The sequence below is a fragment of the Pseudomonas sp. Larv2_ips genome (assembly GCF_963879675.1).
Lineage (GTDB): Bacteria > Pseudomonadota > Gammaproteobacteria > Pseudomonadales > Pseudomonadaceae > Aquipseudomonas.
The window spans coordinates 1,058,563-1,076,980 of the sequence record NZ_CAWOAW010000027.1; the positions used below are offsets into that span (position 1 = coordinate 1,058,563).

12 protein-coding genes are annotated in these 18,418 nt (G+C 62.0%); 11 read left to right on the forward strand and 1 reads right to left on the reverse strand.

All coding sequences use genetic code 11. From position 1 onward, the window contains the following. Positions 1-283: 283 nt before the first annotated feature. The 6 genes from AACV02_RS21745 to argR all read left to right on the forward strand — a co-directional run bounded on the left by AACV02_RS21745 (position 284) and on the right by argR (position 5,677). Positions 284-1,069 (forward strand): ABC transporter substrate-binding protein, encoded by a 786-nt coding sequence (locus AACV02_RS21745; protein WP_106576110.1) that lies wholly within the window; start codon positions 284-286, stop codon positions 1,067-1,069. 91 nt (positions 1,070-1,160) lie between these two features. Continuing rightward, positions 1,161-1,850: an ABC transporter permease gene (locus AACV02_RS21750; protein ID WP_032886746.1), complete on the forward strand. Its 690-nt coding sequence runs from the start codon at positions 1,161-1,163 to the stop codon at positions 1,848-1,850. Continuing rightward, a complete protein-coding gene (locus tag AACV02_RS21755) occupies positions 1,847-2,545 on the forward strand; it encodes an ABC transporter permease (protein WP_106576111.1) in 699 nt (232 codons plus the stop codon). Before AACV02_RS21750 ends, AACV02_RS21755 begins: the two co-directional genes overlap by 4 nt. A gap of 1 nt (position 2,546) precedes the next feature. After that, the gene (locus AACV02_RS21760) at positions 2,547-3,659 is read left to right on the forward strand and encodes a succinylglutamate desuccinylase/aspartoacylase family protein (protein WP_119741954.1); all 1,113 of its coding nucleotides are present in this window, start codon (positions 2,547-2,549) and stop codon (positions 3,657-3,659) included. A 27-nt stretch (positions 3,660-3,686) separates the two neighbouring features. Continuing rightward, positions 3,687-4,451, forward strand: a complete 765-nt coding sequence (locus AACV02_RS21765; protein ID WP_003214336.1) for an ABC transporter ATP-binding protein — start codon at positions 3,687-3,689, stop codon at positions 4,449-4,451. Positions 4,452-4,696: 245 nt separating this feature from the next. Beyond that, positions 4,697-5,677 (forward strand): transcriptional regulator ArgR, encoded by a 981-nt coding sequence (argR, locus tag AACV02_RS21770; RefSeq protein WP_106576113.1) that lies wholly within the window; start codon positions 4,697-4,699, stop codon positions 5,675-5,677. A 6-nt stretch (positions 5,678-5,683) separates the two neighbouring features. On the opposite strand, the gene AACV02_RS21775 is transcribed toward argR, so the two are convergent. Further along, complete coding sequence (locus AACV02_RS21775) at positions 5,684-11,608, reverse strand: leucine-rich repeat domain-containing protein (RefSeq protein WP_119741956.1); 5,925 nt, start codon at positions 11,606-11,608, stop codon at positions 5,684-5,686. 286 nt (positions 11,609-11,894) lie between these two features. Between AACV02_RS21775 and AACV02_RS21780 the strand changes: the two genes are divergently transcribed. From AACV02_RS21780 to astB, 5 genes are all read left to right on the forward strand, one after another. Further along, a complete protein-coding gene (locus AACV02_RS21780) occupies positions 11,895-13,115 on the forward strand; it encodes an aspartate aminotransferase family protein (protein ID WP_106576115.1) in 1,221 nt (406 codons plus the stop codon). A 202-nt stretch (positions 13,116-13,317) separates the two neighbouring features. After that, positions 13,318-14,337: an arginine/ornithine succinyltransferase subunit alpha gene (aruF, locus tag AACV02_RS21785; RefSeq protein WP_106576116.1), complete on the forward strand. Its 1,020-nt coding sequence runs from the start codon at positions 13,318-13,320 to the stop codon at positions 14,335-14,337. Positions 14,338-14,388: 51 nt separating this feature from the next. Next, positions 14,389-15,414, forward strand: coding sequence for an arginine N-succinyltransferase (gene astA / locus AACV02_RS21790; RefSeq protein ID WP_106576117.1), 1,026 nt, complete (start codon positions 14,389-14,391; stop codon positions 15,412-15,414). After that, positions 15,411-16,880 (forward strand): succinylglutamate-semialdehyde dehydrogenase, encoded by a 1,470-nt coding sequence (gene astD, locus AACV02_RS21795; RefSeq protein ID WP_177413716.1) that lies wholly within the window; start codon positions 15,411-15,413, stop codon positions 16,878-16,880. The genes astA and astD overlap by 4 nt, the downstream gene beginning before the upstream one ends. A 191-nt stretch (positions 16,881-17,071) precedes the next feature. Further along, a complete protein-coding gene (astB, locus tag AACV02_RS21800; protein WP_119741961.1) occupies positions 17,072-18,418 on the forward strand; it encodes an N-succinylarginine dihydrolase in 1,347 nt (448 codons plus the stop codon).

An 18,418-nucleotide genomic window follows, 5' to 3' on the forward strand; every position in this document is an offset into this window, starting at 1 on the left:
ATAATAGGCCCGCAATTTGCAGCATCAACAGGTTTAATATCTTTTGTCTCTGCATAAAAATCAGAGGCTGTCAATGTGCTGGAACCGCTTTCTCAGTGCTTCTGTAAATTGTTGTCGCATTGAGGAAATATCGGCTTCCGGCCTGTCGTTAGAATGCCGATCACTCGCTCGTCGTCTCCAATGCTGAACCGGGGTAGGACGCAGCACCGCTATTCGGTTTCACTTAAGTCGCATCGTGGGCCACGGCTCATTCTGCTTTTTGCCCTACCGATGGAGTCCCAAGATGAAGAAACTTGTGCTGTTGGGCGCCCTGGCGCTGTCCGTGCTGTCGATGCAGGCCTTCGCTGATGAAAAGCCCCTGAAGATTGGTATCGAAGCGGCTTACCCTCCGTTTGCCTCGAAGGCGCCGGATGGCAGCATCGTCGGTTTTGACTACGACATCGGCAATGCCCTGTGCGCCGAGATGAAGGTCAAGTGCGTCTGGGTCGAGCAAGAATTCGACGGCCTGATCCCTGCGCTCAAAGTGCGCAAGATCGACGCGATCCTGTCGTCCATGTCCATCACCGAAGACCGCAAGAAATCCGTGGACTTCACCAACCGCTACTACCTGAGCCCAGCGCAGCTGGTGATGAAGGAAGGCACCACGGTCAGCGACAGCCTGGATGAATTGAAAGGCAAGAAAATCGGCGTGCAACGCGGTTCGATCCACGATCGCTTCGCCAAGGAAGTCCTGGCCCCTAAAGGCGCCACGGTCGTGCCTTACAGCTCGCAGAACGAAATCTACCTGGACGTGGAAGCCGGTCGCCTCGACGGCACCGTGGCAGACGCCACCCTGCTGCAAGACGGCTTCCTGAAAACCCCGGCCGGTAAAGGCTACGCGTTCGTGGGCCCACAGTTCACCGACGCCAAGTACTTCGGCGACGGCATCGGCATCGCGGTACGTAAAGGCGACAAGGCCGAGCTGGACAAGATCAACGCGGCCATCGCAGCGATCCGTGCCAACGGCGAATACAAGAAAATCCAGGACAAATACTTCGACTTCGATATTTACGGCGCTGACCCTAAGTAACTCGTCCTAGCTGTCTGTCCAGAATGGCGCAAGCAACAGAATTCCTGCGGTTTGCGCCATTTTTTCATCCCCCTTTTCGAGGACCTGAATCATGTTGAAAGGCTACGGGGCCGTCATCCTCGATGGCGCATGGTTGACGCTTCAGCTCGCCTTGTCGTCCATGGCCTTGGCCATTGTTCTGGGTCTGATCGGGGTCGCGTTACGCCTGTCGCCGGTGCGCTGGTTGGCCTGGCTGGGTGACTTGTACTCCACGGTGATCCGCGGGATCCCCGACCTGGTGCTGATCCTGCTGATTTTCTACGGCGGTCAGGACTTGCTGAACCGCGTCGCGCCGATGCTCGGCTACGACGACTATATCGACTTGAACCCCTTGGCCGCCGGTATCGGCACCCTGGGTTTCATCTTTGGCGCCTACCTGTCGGAAACCTTCCGCGGCGCCTTCATGGCCATTCCCAAGGGCCAGGCCGAGGCCGGCCTTGCGTATGGCATGAGCAGTTTCCAGGTGTTTTTCCGGGTGATGGTGCCGCAGATGATTCGGCTGGCGATCCCTGGTTTTACCAACAACTGGCTGGTACTGACCAAGGCCACCGCGCTGATTTCGGTGGTGGGCCTGCAAGACATGATGTTCAAGGCCAAGCAGGCGGCAGACGCCACCCGCGAGCCTTTTACCTTCTTCCTCGCAGTGGCGGCGATGTACCTGGTGATCACCAGCGTGTCGTTGCTGGCCCTGCGCTATCTTGAGAAGCGCTACTCGGTAGGCGTAAGGGCGGCTGATCTATGATCTTCGACTACAACGTCATCTGGGACGCCATGCCGCTGTACCTTGGCGGTTTGGTGACCACCCTGAAATTGCTCGCCATCTCGCTGTTCTTCGGCTTGCTCGCCGCCTTGCCCCTGGGCTTGATGCGCGTGTCCAAGCAGCCGATCGTCAATGGTGCGGCCTGGCTCTACACCTACGTGATTCGCGGCACGCCGATGCTGGTGCAGCTGTTTTTGATCTACTACGGTCTGGCCCAATTCGAAGCCGTGCGCGAAAGCTTCCTGTGGCCGCTGCTGTCCAGCGCCACGTTCTGCGCGTGCCTGGCCTTTGCGATCAACACCAGCGCCTACACCGCCGAGATCATCGCCGGTAGCCTCAAGGCCACGCCGAACGGTGAGATCGAAGCGGCCAAGGCCATGGGCATGTCGCGCTACAAGCTGTACCGCCGCATTCTGCTGCCGTCGGCCCTGCGCCGTGCGCTGCCGCAGTACAGCAACGAAGTGATCATGATGCTGCAAACCACGAGCCTGGCGTCCATCGTCACCTTGATCGACATCACCGGTGCCGCGCGCACAGTGAACGCCCAGTTCTACTTGCCGTTCGAAGCCTACATCACGGCCGGCGTGTTCTACCTGTGCCTGACCTTTATCCTGGTACGCCTGTTCAAGTTGGCCGAGCGCCGCTGGCTCAGCTACCTGGCGCCACGGAAGCACTGATATGGAACGTATCGATCACCTGTTGCCCTGGGGCCACCTGGGCTGCGAGCGCCAGCTGAGCGTGTTTCGTTTTGGCAGCGGCGAGCGCAAGGCCTACATCCAGGCCAGCCTGCACGCCGATGAATTGCCCGGCATGCGCGCGGCCTGGGAACTGAAAAAACGCCTCACCGAACTGGAACAGCAAGGTGCGCTCAATGGCGTGATCGAGCTGGTGCCCGTGGCCAACCCGATGGGCCTGGGCCAGCTGTTGCAAGGCAGCCACCAGGGGCGTTTCGAAGTCGGCAGCGGCAAGAACTTCAACCGTGATTTCGTCGAGTTGAGCGAGCCGGTCGCCGCGTTGCTCCAGGGCAAGCTGGGCGATGACCCACACGCCAATGTGCGCATGATCCGCCAGGCAATGAGCGATGCACTCAATGCGTTGCCCGAGCCGAGCAGCCAGCTGCAAGGCATGCAGCGCGTTTTGCTCAGCCACGCCTGCACCGCCGATATCGTCCTCGACCTGCATTGCGACGCCGAAGCCGCGCTGCACATGTACGCGTTGCCGCAACACTGGCCGCAATGGCGTTCGCTGTCGGCGCATTTGAATGTAAAAGTCGGCCTGCTGGCGGAAGACTCCGGCGGCAGCTCGTTTGATGAAGCCTGTTCGCTGCCCTGGCTGCGTCTGTCCCGGGCGTTCCCCGAGGCGCAGATTCCGCTGGCGTGCCTGGCGACGACGCTGGAGCTGGGCGGCCAGGCCGACACCGGCCGTGATGACGCGATCTTCCACGCTGAAGGCATTCTCGCGTTCCTGGCCGAACAAGGTCTGATCAAGGGCGAATGGCCCGCGCCGCAGCACGAGCCGTGCGAAGGCCTGCCGTTCGAGGGGACCGAGCTGTTGTTTGCGCCCCATGCCGGCGTGATCAGTTACCTGCGTAAAGCCGGTGACTGGGTGGAGACCGGCGAGCCGATTTTTGAAGTGATTGATCCCTTGACCGACCGCGTCAGCATTGTGTGTGCGGGCACGTCCGGGGTGTTGTTTGCCGTTGAACGGCTACGTTATGCCCAAGCGGGTTTCTGGCTGGCCAAGGTGGCGGGGCGCGAAGCGCTGCGTCACGGGCGCTTGCTCAACGACTGACCACCTGTTTTTGTGAGAACCGACCGCATGTACAAACTTGAAGTCCAAGACCTGCATAAACGCTATGGCAGTCATGAAGTGCTCAAAGGTGTGTCCCTGGCCGCCGCGGCCGGTGATGTGATCAGCATCATCGGTTCCAGTGGTTCAGGCAAAAGTACCTTTTTGCGCTGCATCAACCTGCTCGAGCAACCTCACGCCGGCAAGATTCTGCTCAACAACGAAGAGCTGAAACTGGTGGCCAACAAGGACGGCGCCATGAAGGCTGCCGACCCGAAACAACTGCAACGCATGCGTTCGCGCCTGTCGATGGTGTTCCAGCATTTCAACCTGTGGTCGCACATGACCGCGCTTGAAAACGTGATGGAAGCGCCAGTGCATGTGCTGGGCATGTCGAAAAAAGACGCGCGTGAAAAAGCCGAGCATTACCTGGCCAAAGTTGGCGTGGGCCATCGTAAGGATGCGTTCCCCGGCCACATGTCCGGCGGCGAGCAGCAACGTGTGGCGATTGCCCGCGCCCTGGCGATGGAGCCTGAGGTGATGCTGTTCGACGAACCGACCTCGGCGCTCGACCCGGAACTGGTCGGCGAAGTACTCAAGGTCATGCAGGACCTGGCCCAGGAAGGCCGCACCATGGTGGTGGTGACTCACGAAATGGGCTTTGCCCGTGAGGTGTCGAACCAGCTGGTGTTCTTGCACAAAGGCATCGTTGAAGAGCGTGGCAACCCGCGTGAAGTGCTGGTGAACCCGCAGTCTGAGCGGTTGCAGCAGTTCCTTTCGGGCAGCCTGAAATAATCAAGACTGCTTTTGTGCACTGAATTAGTGCAAGCTGCGCAGCTTTAAGGCTGGCCTCGATCCCCTGTGGGAGCTAGCTTGCCTGCGATGGCGGCGTGTCTGTGCCAGAGAGGCAGACTGACCCACCGGTATCGCAGGCAAGCCAGTTCCCCCATTAGATCTCATATGTTTTGAGATTTGTGTTGGTTTCCGGGCTAGCATTGGCCCTTGTCTTCATTACCGTTCTTCGTTTCGGATAGCATTCCATGACCGCCCACAAAATTGGTTTCCTGATTTGGCCCAGCACAAAAGCACTGACGCTTGCGCTGGCTGAGGAGGCCTTGCGCGTTGCTCAGCGGGTGCATCCGGACGTGGTCTACGAGTTGTCGTTCCTGCTCGCCGAGCCTGCCACCGAAGGCGCCTGGCAATTGCCGGGCGAGCCGTGGGCCGGCAAGCTTGAAGGCTTCCAGAAACTCTTCCTGCTGGCGGACGAGCCGCCGACCGTCATCGCCTCTCAACTGAGCGCTGCGCTCAAGCAGCTTGTGCGGGCGGGTTGCGTGATCGGGGGCTTGTCGGCGGGTGTGTATCCGCTGGCGCAACTCGGTCTGCTCGACGGCTACCGCGCCGCCGTGCATTGGCGCTGGCAGGACGATTTCGCCGAGCGCTTCCCCAAGGTCATTGCCACCAGCCATCTGTTCGATTGGGACCGTGATCGCCTGACCGCCTGCGGCGGCATGTCGGTACTCGACCTGTTGCTGGCCGTGCTGGCCCGTGATCATGGCGCCGAACTGGCCGGCGCTGTCTCCGAAGAACTGGTGGTCGAGCGCATCCGCGAAGGCGGCGAGCGCCAGCGCATTCCCTTGCAGAATCGCCTGGGCTCCAGCCATCCGAAGTTGACCCAGGCCGTGTTGCTGATGGAAGCCAACATCGAAGAGCCGCTGACCACCGACGAAATCGCCCAGCACGTATGTGTGTCGCGACGACAGCTTGAACGCATCTTCAAGCAATACCTCAATCGCGTTCCCAGCCAGTACTACCTGGAATTGCGCCTGAACAAGGCGCGCCAGATGCTTATGCAAACCAGCAAGTCGATCATCCAGATCGGCTTGTCGTGCGGTTTCTCGTCGGGCCCGCACTTCTCCAGCGCCTACCGCAACTTCTTCGGCGCTACCCCGCGTGAAGACCGCAACCAGCGACGCAGCAGCAGCCCGTTCGAGTTGTCGTCGGTGCCGTCCGAGCGCGGCTGACCGCTGTTATTCCTCCATGGGTTCGGGTGTGGACGGTGGCGTCAGGGGCGCGCCCTGGGCGTTCAGGCCGGCTTCATCCACCTGCAGATCATTGCCTGTCTGGCGAAAATACTGCCGAAGGCGGTCCAGGCTGTCCTCAGACAGCGGGTTGCCGCTGAGGTCGGACTCGTCGTCCCACGGCTGGCGCATGCTTAGAATGTCGTCCGGGACCTGGGTGATCAGGTTGTCGCTCAAGTCCACGGTGCGCAAATAAGGGCGGTCAAACACCCCGAACGGTACTTCGCTGAGCTCGCAGTTTTGCAGGTAGAGGCATTCCAGCTTGGGCATATTGTCCAGCTCTGGCGCCCGGCCCAGCGGGTTGTCACTCAAGTCCAGGTACTCCAGGTTACGCAGGTCTCGCAACTGGGCGCGGGCCCGCGGGCTGAGGCGAAGCCGGCTCTGCGTCAACGTCAGGCTGGTCAGCCTCGGCAGGTTGAAGATCAGCTCGGGGATCTCTTCCAGGGCGTATTTATCCAGCGCCAGCGTGCTCAGGTTAGGGAAGGCACGCACCAGGCCTTCAACGTTGGTGGTGGTTCCTTCGCCGATGAGCTCCAGATGCGACACATGTTCGAACCGTGCGCTCAAGGTGGGCAGCTCGCCAAAAATCGACGTATGGCACGTCAGTTTATGGGTCACGGCATACCCGCCATTGAAATCGTCGATCTCGCTCTCGCGGCGCCAGCCTTCTTCCAGCGTTGCCTTGATGGCAAGGCGCCGGATTTGCTCCTCGGCCGCCGTTTGTTCGTCCAGTGCTACATCAAGGACGGGATGCCGTTCGGGCACGGTCAGTGCCCAGACGGTGAGGTCAGCACTGAGGCGCGCGTATTCGCTTTCCAGGCGACGGATGGCGCCCTCGATCGCATCCAGATCGCCGGGCAGGCTGAAGATAAAGGCGTTGACCTCCGCAGCGGTGAACGTCGGGTACAAGGCTGCGATGCGGGCGTTATAGCCGCCAGGCGCATCGACCTGGAGGTGCTCGCCGCGGGTTTGGCAATAGCGCTTGAGCTGTTCCAGGGTCGCTCGTGACAACGGATTGGCAGACAAGTCAAACGCGCTGGTAACCGAGGCCGGCCTTTGCAGCAGCGGTTCGGGGATCTGCGTGATCAGGTTGTGGCTCAGGTCGACGAGGTTGCGTTCTCGGGCAGTGAGCAGGCTGCGCGGAATATCTGTGAGGTGGGTGTTGCGCAGTCCCAGGCTGTCCAGGGATGTCATCGAGGTAAAGTCCGGGAGTTGCTCCAGAGGGTTATGGCTCAGGTTCAGCCGTGCCAGGTTGCGCTGGGTCTCCAAGGCTTTGACGGTTTTCGCTGACAGTCGCAGGTTGCAGCGTTCAAGGCTGAGGGCCGTGAGCTGTGGCAGCTGGAAAACCGGCTCGGGGATATCCTCCAGCGCGTAGTCTTCAATGATCAGATGCTGCACGTGCGAAAAGCTCGCCAGCCAGTTTCCTACGTCCAACGGCTGAGCATCGCCACTGAGCCTGAGGGTCGACACGTGAGTGAACCGGCTGCTGAGTGTGGGCAATTTGCCGCTTATGGGGGCAGAGATGTCCAGCGCGTAGGTGGGATGAATGTCGTTGCCGTGTTCGTCCTGCTTCAGTTGCCGACGCCATCCAGCGAGCAACGCTTGTTTGAACGCCTCGCGCTGATAGTGGGCGGTTTCGCCGAAGCCGGGGCTGTTCACCCAGGCGTCCAGCTCGTGGTTCAGCTGCTTGTAGTCAAGGTCTCGCCGCGCCAGTTCGATTTTGCCCATTTCCAGGTTACCCGGCAGACCGAAAATCAGACGGTTGATTTCGTCACTGCTCAAGGTGGGGTAAAGCATCTTCGCGCTGGCAATGTCCACCGGGGCCGCATTGGCCTCCCAGTAACTGCCGGTGCGCTGGAAGTAGGTTTTGACCTGCTCAAGGGTCTGCGCAGACAGCGGGTTGCCGGAAAAGTCGAACGAATGGCTGGTTGCCACGGGCAGCTCGAAAAGTGCGTCGGGCAATGCAGCAATGCGGTTGTCCCGAAACAGCGCGGTCTCCAGCTGGGGGCGCTGCAAAATCCCGGCAGGCAATTGCGTGATACCGGTGTTGCTCAAGTCGAGGAAGTGCAGGCCAGGCATGTTCTCGACACTGGGCAGGAGCCCCAGCGGGTTGTTGAAGAGGTCGAGGGTCTTGAGCTGGGTCATGTTTTCAAGCGCGGTGCGGGTCTGCGCTGTCAGGGTAATGTTGCAATCGCTGAGTACCAGTTCATTGAGGCTGGGTAGGGCGGTGACGCCATCGGGCAGTCTGTCGAGGTTGAAGTTGCGCACGGTCAGGCGACGCAGGAACGGGAACATCGACAAGAACGTGTTGATCTCCAGCGGCCCTTGCTCGCCCTGCAGCGACAGGCTGGAGATATGACCGAAACGTCCGGGCAGCACGGGAGGATTGCCGGAAATCGGCCAGTTCAAGTGCAGTTGGTAGCCATTGGGGGCAGGCGGCTCGTAGTACGCGTCGAGCGGGGTTTCCAGGCGCCAGGCCCGGCGCAGTTCATCGGCCCAGGCCGTGCGGTTGCGCCGGGCATAGGCAAGTTCCTGGCGACTGATGCGCACTTGTGGGTCAGCGCTCAGGCGCGGCGTGGCAGTGATCCAGGCCTGCAAGTCGCGCTCAAGTTGCTGGTATTCGTTGCCCATGGTGCTCAGCGCCGTCGTCACCCCGCCGGGCGCTTGTTCCAGGCTGCGCACAATGTTGTCGATATGCGCGCGGGGCAGCGCCGGGAACAGGTGTTGGGCGTGTTCATGTGCTGTCAGCTCGTGTTGCGCACCGGGCGCGGGTGCTGCTCGATAGCCCGGCATGCCGCCGCGCAGGCGCATGGTGCTTGGGTCGTAGGCGGGTTTGCCGACGGGGGCGTCCGCGAGCAACTCGCGCAGATGCCAGTGGTGCAGGGCATGACGAGCAAGCGCCTGGCGCAGGGCCGGGCCCTGGCCGATATGAATGCCCAGCGCAGCGCGCGCCTGGTCGGGCAGCGCCTGGAGCAGGGCGGTGTAGAAGTCGGTTTCGCCAAACAGCGGGCCGCTGCTGTCGGTGGGCACATAGCCGCCGTTGGCGGTGTAAACCAACGTGCGTTGAACGCGGGCGCGGTCATCACCGATCACGTCGCGCAACGGCCCATCAGCGGTGTCGTTTCTGACGCTAATGCGCAGCCCCGCGGGCCAGTCCGGCAAATCGGGCAGGGAGTGCAGGGCCAGGCGGTAAGTGTCCAGGTTGTCGATGCTGTCCAGGTACAGCCCTTCGTAGGCACGGCAGGCGCGTATTTCTCGCTGGGCTTCGCGCGCCAACTCGATCAGGCGCCGGGGCACCCGGCCCTGATCGAGGGCGCGCAGCTCCTCCGGGCTGGCGATGGCACGCAGGGTTTCGGCGGCGCTCACCGGCAAGCCCGGCGACGCGTCGACAAGCGCGCTCAGCTGCGCATCGCCGGTACGTTGCAGGGCGCGATATGCCGACTCGAACAGCGCCCAGCGTTTTTCCCGAGCCAGTTGGGCAAGTGTTTGCCTGAGGACACCCGTACGTGCTTGAAGCGAGGCTGTGGGATGGCTGGACGCTTCCCCAAGCAACGTCCTTCTCTGCGGTTCGTCCAGCGCTTCGAGCAGGGTCTGGAGCAAGTCGCCATTGTTGAGTTGGTGCTCGTGAATCTGGGTGACGCTGGCGTCTTTGGCGCCCGGGATTTCCCAGTGCGTGCGTCCCTGGCTGTCGATCAGGCGCAAGGTTCTGGTGGTGGGCCACAGCCCGTAGTTGGTCAAGAGCAGCAGTTGGGTCTGGGCATCGGCCAACGCCTGGACACGAGGGTCATCACTGTTCATTTGGTCGATGAAGGTTTGCAGGTCCTGGTCGATTTTGAAGCGCTTGAAGGTGTCGGCCAGCAGCGGTGGCAGGGGTTCGCGGGTCATGTAGAGCTTGCGCAGCGCCGCGTCTTCGACGCCGCTGACGTGGCGAATCTGTGCCAGTTGCAGGTCGCTGAAGCTTTGCGCCTGATGGCCCAGACGGCGCATCAACTGGGCGCTGTCCCAACTCAGCGGTTGGTCCAGCTCACTTACCCAGGCGCCTTGGCCATTGCTGTATGCCGTTGGGCGGTAGGCATTGGTGCGGGTGGGATGCTTGAAGTAATGCGTGTGGGTGCCGGGGTCGAGGCCCAGCGCGTAATGCGCGCCGGACAGGGGCAGGATGTCTTGCTCGCCATGCGCGTGCAGGCCGAGCGGGTTGGCGCGCGAGCCTTCGGGCAGCGTCACCGCATGGGCGTAAGGCGCAAGGTCCGGTCGCCACAGCCGGGACTGGCCATCGGGCAAGGTGACGGGTTTGAGGCGGTCGAAAAACTGCCAGAGTTCAGCGGGCAAGTGCTGGCGCAACAACCCTTCGGCAAGCGGCGGGCCGAGGGCGAACATGCCCAGTTGGACCATCTGCTCCAGCACTGACATCAGGTGCCCGAACGCCTGGGTTTTAAGGCCTTCGGCCCAGTCGACGATACCCTCGAACGTGTCATCCAGCAGCTGATACGCGGTGTAACCCAGCATCAGTAAACCCACCGGCGGTACGAACGGCGCCGCGACCAGCGCGGCAATCTGCAGCAGGGCCGAGCCGATCTTTTCGAACAGGCTCCAGCGCTGCCAGCGGGTTTTCTGGTCGGCGTTGGCAGTGGACACAGCTTGAGCGCGTGCGTCGTTGAAGAGTTTGCTCAGGGTGGTCTGGTAAAGGTGTTCGAGCACCGAGCCGCTGATCGGTGTGACGGCAAACTGCAGCCCAGGCCTGTCCACCGGTGTATCCCGCCAGGCCGGGCGCGGGTCGCCGCGGGTGTGCGCATGCCAGGTGACGCGGGACAGGCGCTGGCCGAGGTCGGCGAAAAAATGCCCGCGTTCGTCGTGGTTCACGAAACGGCTGAAGAATTGCTGGTACGCAGGCAGGCGCAGGTCGGCGGTCAGGGCCTGCATGAACTGCACGCTGGAGCGGTACTCCTTGAGCGGGTGTTGCGGGTCGTGCGGAATATAGGCAATGACGGGCACCACGTGATTGGCCCGCTCAAGGTCCGCGTGGGCAAACAGCACAATGCCTGTCAGCGGGCTGGACAGCATGCTCAGGGCGTGACAACGCAGTGCGTTGCAGCCCCCCGGATTGCTCAACAATTGTTGCAGGCGCTGCGAGCTGGCTTGCGACAGGTCGCCCCGCAGGCGCGCCATGTGCAGGGCGAGTTTCAGGTCGGCGACCTGGCTGGCATCGAAGCGGTGTTGCAGGTGTGCAATGGCGACGGGGTTGTTGAGGTCCAGGGAGTGCTCGAGGTAGGCACTGTATTGGCCGCCGATGTCCAGTTCGCGGCACAGGCGGGTATAGGCCGGCACGCTGATACGTGTGTCTATGTCGGGCAGGGTATCGAAATGCCCGGTGGCGGTGGGCGGGGTGATAAAACCGGATGGCGGCTCGTAGGCGTCGTCAGCGGTTTCGCCGGCTTCAAAGTTATGCAAGGCGGCGTCCAGCAGCGACACGGTCCAGGTTCGCACTGCGCCGGAGCGCACGGGGAACCAAGGGATGGTCGCCGGTATAGACAGGCGCAGGTAGGTGTTGCGCACATCGCACTCCACACCGAAGCGCTGTTTGAGCGCCTGCTGCAGCACGGGCGCGGCGAAGTCGGCGGGTGACTTGAGTGCGTCCATGGCCTTGTCGAGCAGGTTTTGGGTGACCCAGGCCTCACGGATCAGGCCTTTGAGCGCCGTGTCCTGCTCGGCTGAGGGCTGGGCGTACCCTGCCGGTGCGCTGGTTTTAAGGGCGTTGCGACGTGCGGCCGACGCGTCGCCCAGCCAGTCGGGGATCGCGTTTTTGAGCGTTTCATGATGAACGTCGCGCGCAGGGATCAGCCGGTCGAAAGCGGGCACGCTGGGTTGCTGGCTCATTGCAAAGCTTCCTGAGGATCAAATGATGCCCTCAGCAGAACAGTTCGCCGTCGCCGATCCGTGTTAGATAATTAAGCGCGAGCCGTAAATCGGTGCCGCTGGGCGAGCCCACGGTTTAAACTGCGCCATTGCGATGCTATTTGTCGCATTGGCGTAAACCCGCTGAAAACGCGGGTTGGCGCTATAAGAAGTTGTCGCTTGGCGGCAAGGCCGCACTGAAAACTGTCCTTACAATCCCTGCATCGCCCGCCAGTTCCAGGCAGGCGTTCCTCTTCAGGAGACTCCGATGTCCGTTGAGCAAGCCCCGGTGCAACGTGCCGATTTCGACCAGGTCATGGTTCCCAACTACGCACCTGCCGCATTCATCCCTGTGCGTGGCGCGGGTTCGCGCGTTTGGGACCAGGCGGGTCGCGAGCTGATCGACTTTGCCGGCGGCATCGCGGTTAACGTATTGGGCCACGCCCACCCGGCGCTGGTCGGTGCACTGACCGAACAAGCCAACAAGCTGTGGCACGTCTCCAACGTCTTCACCAATGAGCCGGCCCTGCGCCTGGCGCATAAGCTGATCGACGCCACCTTTGCCGAGCGCGTGTTCTTCTGCAACTCCGGCGCCGAAGCCAACGAGGCCGCATTCAAGCTGGCCCGCCGTGTGGCGTTCGACCGTTTCGGCACCGAGAAGTACGAGATCATCGCCGCGCTGAACAGCTTCCACGGCCGTACCCTGTTCACCGTTAACGTTGGTGGTCAGTCGAAGTACTCCGACGGTTTCGGGCCTAAGATCACCGGCATCACTCACGTGCCTTACAACGACCTGGACGCGCTGAAAGCCGCCGTGTCGGACAAGACCTGCGCCGTGGTGCTCGAACCGGTCCAGGGCGAAGGCGGCGTTTTGCCGGCTGAGCTGGCGTACCTGCAAGGCGCCCGCGAGCTGTGCGATGCGAACAACGCGCTGCTGGTGTTCGACGAAGTGCAAACCGGCATGGGCCGCAGCGGTCACCTGTTCGCCTACCAGCATTACGGCGTGACGCCGGACATCCTCACCAGCGCCAAGAGCCTGGGCGGCGGTTTCCCGATTGCAGCCATGCTCACCCGTGAAGACCTGGCCAAGCACCTGGTGGTCGGCACCCACGGCACCACGTACGGCGGCAACCCGCTGGCGTGTGCAGTGGCGGAAGCGGTCATCGACGTGATCAACACCCCAGAAGTGCTGGCCGGCGTGAACGCCAAGCACGAGCTGTTCAAGGCACGCCTGCAACAGATCGGCGAGAAATACGGCATCTTCACCGAAGTGCGCGGCATGGGCCTGCTGATTGGTTGCGTGCTCAGCGACGCGTTCAAAGGCAAGGCCAAGGACGTGTTCAATGCGGCCGAAAAAGAAAACCTGATGATCCTGCAAGCCGGGCCCGACGTGGTGCGTTTCGCCCCGAGCCTGGTGGTCGAAGATGCAGACATCAACGAAGGCCTGGACCGTTTTGAGCGTGCCGTGAAGACGCTGACGCAAGCCTGATAGCGACACATTTTGCTGGTTGGACTGGTCAAAAATGTGGGAGGGGGCTTGCCCCCGATAGCGGCGGATCAGTCACTGGATTTATCAACTGACAGACTGCTATCGGGGGGGCAAGCCCCCTCCCACATTGGATCTGTGTGAGCTCAGATCCCGTGTCCGGCATTTTTCCCTCTATGAGTTTTTCGAGTTAAGGAGTGACACCATGCTGGTGATGCGCCCCGCGCAAATGGCTGATCTGGGCGAGGTACAGCGTCTGGCTGCGGACAGCCCGATTGGTGTCACCTCCTTGCCGGATGATGTGGAACGCCTGAGCGACAAGATCGCCGCCAGCGAAGCGTCCTTCGCGGCCGAGGTCAGTTTCAACGGCGAAGAAAGCTATTTCTTCGTGCTTGAAGACACCGAGACCGGCGAGCTGGCTGGCTGCTCGGCCATCGTCGCGTCGGCCGGTTACTCGGAGCCGTTCTACAGCTTCCGTAACGAAACCTTCGTGCACGCGTCCCGCGAGCTGAAGATCCACAACAAGATTCACGTGCTTTCCCAATGCCACGACCTGACCGGCAACAGCCTGCTCACCAGTTTCTACGTGAAGCCTGCGCTGGTCGGTTCGCCGTGGTCGGAACTCAATTCCCGTGGCCGCCTGTTGTTCGTCGCCAGCCACCCCGAGCGCTTTGCCGACTCGGTGGTGACCGAGATTGTCGGCTACAGCGACGAGAACGGTGATTCGCCGTTCTGGGACGCCATTGGCCGCAACTTCTTCGACCTCAACTACGCCGCTGCCGAACGCCTGTGCGGGCTCAAAAGCCGCACCTTCCTCGCCGAGCTGATGCCGCATTACCCGATCTACGTGCCGCTGCTGCCCGACGAAGCCCAGGAAGCCATGGGCCAGGTGCACCCGCGTGCGCAGATCACCTTCGACATCCTGATGCGTGAAGGCTTCGAGACCGACCATTACATCGACATCTTCGACGGCGGCCCGACGCTGCACGCGCGGGTCTCGGGCATTCGCTCGATTGCCCAAAGCCGCGTGGTGCCGGTGAAGATCGGTGAAATGGTCAAGGGGGCTGGCCGCCAGTACCTGGTGAGCAACGCGCAGTTGCAGGATTACCGCGCGGTGATGCTGGAGCTGGACTACGCGCCCGGCAAACCGGTGACCCTGGACCTGGCCGCGGCCGAAGCCCTGGGTGTCGGCGAAGGTGCCAGCGTGCGCCTGGTCGCTGTTTAAAGCAGAGTTTTGCGGGTGGCCTGGAGCAGGCGGCCCGTCTGAGGAGATAGCATGATCGTTCGTCCCGTACGCAGCAGCGATTTACCGGCCCTGATTGATCTGGCGCGCAGCACCGGCACCGGCCTCACCACCTTGCCGGCCAACGAAGAGCGCCTGACCCACCGGGTTGGCTGGGCGGAAAAAACCTTTCGCGGCGAAGCCGGGCGCGGCGATGCCGACTACCTGTTTGTGCTGGAAAACGACGAAGGCCGCGTGGTGGGTATTTCCGCCATTGCCGGCGCCGTTGGCCTGCGCGAGCCGTGGTACAACTTCCGGGTCGGCCTGACCGTCAGCGCCTCCCAGGAACTGAACATCTACCGCGAGATTCCGACGCTGTTTTTGGCCAACGACCTCACCGGCAACTCCGAATTGTGCTCGTTGTTCCTGCACGCCGATTACCGCAACGGCCTCAATGGCCGCATGCTGGCCAAGGCGCGCATGCTGTTTATCGCTGAATTTCCGCAGCTGTTCGGTAACAAGATCATTGCCGAAATGCGCGGCGTGTCCAACGAGGCTGGGCGCTCGCCGTTCTGGGAAAGCCTGGGCCGGCATTTCTTCAAGATGGAATTCAGTCAGGCCGATTACCTGACCGGCGTGGGCAACAAGGCGTTTATCGCTGAGCTGATGCCCAAGTTTCCGCTGTACAGCTGCTTCCTCTCTGAAGACGCGCGCAATGTCATCGGCAAAGTCCACCCGGACACCGAGCCGGCGCTGAGCATGCTCAAGAGCGAAGGCTTCAGCTACCAGGGCTATGTCGATATCTTCGACGCCGGCCCGGCGGTGGAATGTGAAACCAGCAAAATCCGTGCGGTGCGCGACAGCCAGTCACTGGTGTTGGCCATCGGCACCCCAGGGGACGACGCCACGCCGTTCCTGATTCATAACCGCAAGCGTGAGGAGTGCCGTATCACGGCCGCTCCGGCCCGTCTGGCGGCAGGCACGCTGGTGGTCGATCCTCAGACCGCCAAACGCCTGCAACTGGTGGTGGGTGATCAAGTGCGCGCTGTTGCGTTGTCTGCTGCTCGGGAGTCGAAATAATGAATTCGCTGTATATCGCAGGTAGCTGGCTGGCGGGCCAGGGTGAACTGTTCGAGTCGCGCAACCCGGTGACTCAGCAGGTGCTGTGGGCCGGCAATGGCGCGACCGTCGAACAGGTTGAATCCGCCGTGCAGGCCGCGCGCCAGGCGTTTCCAGGCTGGGCCCGGCGCCCGCTGGAAGAACGTATCAGCGTGCTGGAAACCTTTGCCGCCACGCTGAAAAGCCGCGCCGACGAAATCGCCCGTTGCATCGGCGAAGAAACCGGCAAGCCGCTGTGGGAATCGGCCACCGAAGTCACCAGCATGGCCAACAAGATTGCTATCTCGGTGCAAAGCTACCGTGAGCGCACCGGCGAGAAGAGCGGCCCGCTGGGCGACGCCACCGCCGTGTTGCGCCACAAGCCGCACGGCGTGGTGGCGGTGTTTGGCCCTTACAATTTCCCTGGCCACTTGCCGAACGGGCACATCGTCCCGGCGTTGCTGGCAGGCAATACCGTGCTGTTCAAGCCGAGCGAGCTGACCCCCAAAGTCGCCGAGCTGACCGTGCAATGCTGGATCGACGCCGGCTTGCCGGCGGGCGTGTTGAACCTGCTGCAAGGCGCGCGGGAAACCGGTATCGCGTTGGCGGCCAACCCCGGTATCGATGGGTTGTTCTTCACCGGCTCCAGCCGCACCGGCAATCACCTGCACCAGCAGTTTTCCGGGCGCCCGGACAAGATCCTCGCGCTGGAAATGGGCGGCAACAACCCGCTGGTGGTCGACGAAGTGGCCGACGTGGATGCGGCGGTGTACACCATTATCCAGTCGGCGTTTATTTCGGCCGGTCAGCGTTGCACCTGCGCGCGTCGCTTGCTGGTGCCCGAAGGTGCCTGGGGCGATGCGTTGCTGGCGCGCCTGGTGGCGGTCAGCGCGACGATTGAAGTGGGGCCGTTTGATCAGCAGCCAGCGCCGTTCATGGGCTCGGTGATTTCCCTCGGCGCGGCCAAGGCCTTGATGGACGCCCAGGAGTTGATGTTGGCCAATGGCGCCGTGGCGCTGTTGGAAATGACTCAGCCGCAGGATCAGGCCGCGTTGCTGACGCCTGGCATTATCGACGTGACCGGCGTGACCGAGCGCGAAGATGAAGAGCTGTTCGGCCCGCTGCTGCAGGTGATCCGCTACGCTGATTTTGCCGCTGCGATCACTGAGGCCAACAACACCCAGTACGGTTTGGCCGCGGGCTTGTTGTCGGATTCCGAAGCACGCTACCAGCAGTTCTGGCTGGAAAGCCGCGCCGGCATCGTCAACTGGAACAAGCAACTGACAGGTGCTGCCAGCACCGCGCCGTTCGGTGGGGTAGGGGCGTCGGGCAACCATCGCGCCAGCGCCTATTACGCGGCGGATTATTGCGCGTACCCGGTGGCGTCTCTGGAAACGCCAAGCCTGGTGGTCCCGGCAACGCTGACCCCAGGTATTACGCTGATCTAAAGGTGGGAGCGGGCTTGTGGGGGAGCCGGCTTGCCTGCGATGCGGGCAACTCGGTCCTTTAGTCAAACCGCGCCGCTGCCATCGCAGGCAAGCCAGCTCCCACAGTTGATCGGGTTTACAGATAGAGAGTAGCGGTGGTGTGAAGACTGCTATTGATGCCTATAAAAACAGATGTTCGTGGAGCCTCGCCGATGAAATCCTGTGAAGTCAATTTTGACGGTCTCGTGGGGCCGACCCATAACTACGGCGGTTTGTCCTACGGCAACGTCGCGTCCCAGAGCAACAGCCAGCAGTCTTCGAACCCGAAGGAAGCGGCGTTGCAGGGGCTGCAGAAAATGAAAGCCCTGATGGACATGGGCTTTGTGCAAGGTGTGCTGGCGCCGCAGGAACGTCCTGACGTGGCCGCGTTGCGCAACCTTGGTTTCAGCGGCACCGACGCGCAGGTGATTCAGCAGGCGGCCAAGCAGGCCATGCCGCTGCTGGTTGCCAGTTGCTCGGCCTCCAGCATGTGGGTAGCCAACGCCGCCACTGTCAGCCCGAGTGCCGACACGGCGGACGGCCGCGTGCATTTCACTGCCGCCAACCTCAACTGCAAATACCATCGCAGCATCGAACACCCGACCACCAGCCGCGTGCTGGGTGCGATGTTCGCCGACCAAAAGCACTTCGCCCACCACGCCGCGTTGCCGGCGGTGGCGCAGTTCGGCGACGAAGGCGCGGCCAACCACACGCGTTTCTGCCGTGATTATGGCGAGGCCGGCGTCGAGTTCTTCGTGTTTGGCCGCAGCGCGTTCGACACCCGTTACCCCGCGCCGCAGAAGTACCCGGCGCGCCAGACCCTTGAAGCCTCACAAGCCGTCGCGCGCCTGCATGGCCTGAAGGATGACGGCGTGGTCTACGCCCAGCAGAACCCGTCTGTGATCGATGCCGGCGTGTTCCACAACGACGTGATCGCGGTGGGCAACGGCGAGGTGCTGTTCTACCACGAGGACGCGTTTCTCAATACCGAGCAGATGCTCGCCGAGCTGCAAGGCAAGTTGGGCAAACTGGGCGGCAACTTCCAGTCAGTGTGCGTGCCGCGCGCCCAGGTCAGCGTCGAGGACGCCGTGCGGTCCTACTTGTTCAACAGCCAGTTGCTGACCCGCACCGACGGTTCGATGCTGCTGATCGTGCCGGAAGAGTGCCGCGCCAACGAGCGCGTCTGGCAGTACCTGCAAGGCCTGACGGCCTCCGGCGGGCTGATCCGTGAAGTGAAGGTGTTTGACCTCAAGCAAAGCATGCAGAACGGCGGTGGCCCGGCGTGCCTGCGCTTGCGCGTGGCGTTGAATGAAACTGAGCTGGCGGCGGTGAACCCAGGGGTTATCATGACCGCGCCGTTGTATGACACGCTGACCCAGTGGGTCGACAAGCACTACCGCGACAGCCTGCGTGAAACCGACCTGGCTGATCCGCAATTGCTGCTTGAGTGCCGGACGGCACTGGATGAACTGACGCAAATCCTTAAACTGGGCTCGGTTTATCCTTTCCAGATCAACTAG

Excerpts from the sequence above, each read along its gene's own strand:
- argR (WP_106576113.1), top strand. The coding sequence starts at position 4,697 with ATGACCGCCCACAAAATTGGTTTCCTGATTTGGCCCAGCACAAAAGCA.
- AACV02_RS21755 (WP_106576111.1), top strand. The coding sequence starts at position 1,847 with ATGATCTTCGACTACAACGTCATCTGGGACGCCATGCCGCTGTACCTT.
- AACV02_RS21775 (WP_119741956.1), bottom strand. The coding sequence starts at position 11,608 with ATGAGCCAGCAACCCAGCGTGCCCGCTTTCGACCGGCTGATCCCTGCG.
- AACV02_RS21780 (WP_106576115.1), top strand. The coding sequence starts at position 11,895 with ATGTCCGTTGAGCAAGCCCCGGTGCAACGTGCCGATTTCGACCAGGTC.
- AACV02_RS21745 (WP_106576110.1), top strand. The coding sequence starts at position 284 with ATGAAGAAACTTGTGCTGTTGGGCGCCCTGGCGCTGTCCGTGCTGTCG.
- AACV02_RS21750 (WP_032886746.1), top strand. The coding sequence starts at position 1,161 with ATGTTGAAAGGCTACGGGGCCGTCATCCTCGATGGCGCATGGTTGACG.
- AACV02_RS21765 (WP_003214336.1), top strand. The coding sequence starts at position 3,687 with ATGTACAAACTTGAAGTCCAAGACCTGCATAAACGCTATGGCAGTCAT.
- AACV02_RS21760 (WP_119741954.1), top strand. The coding sequence starts at position 2,547 with ATGGAACGTATCGATCACCTGTTGCCCTGGGGCCACCTGGGCTGCGAG.
- astB (WP_119741961.1), top strand. The coding sequence starts at position 17,072 with ATGAAATCCTGTGAAGTCAATTTTGACGGTCTCGTGGGGCCGACCCAT.
- astA (WP_106576117.1), top strand. The coding sequence starts at position 14,389 with ATGATCGTTCGTCCCGTACGCAGCAGCGATTTACCGGCCCTGATTGAT.
- aruF (WP_106576116.1), top strand. The coding sequence starts at position 13,318 with ATGCTGGTGATGCGCCCCGCGCAAATGGCTGATCTGGGCGAGGTACAG.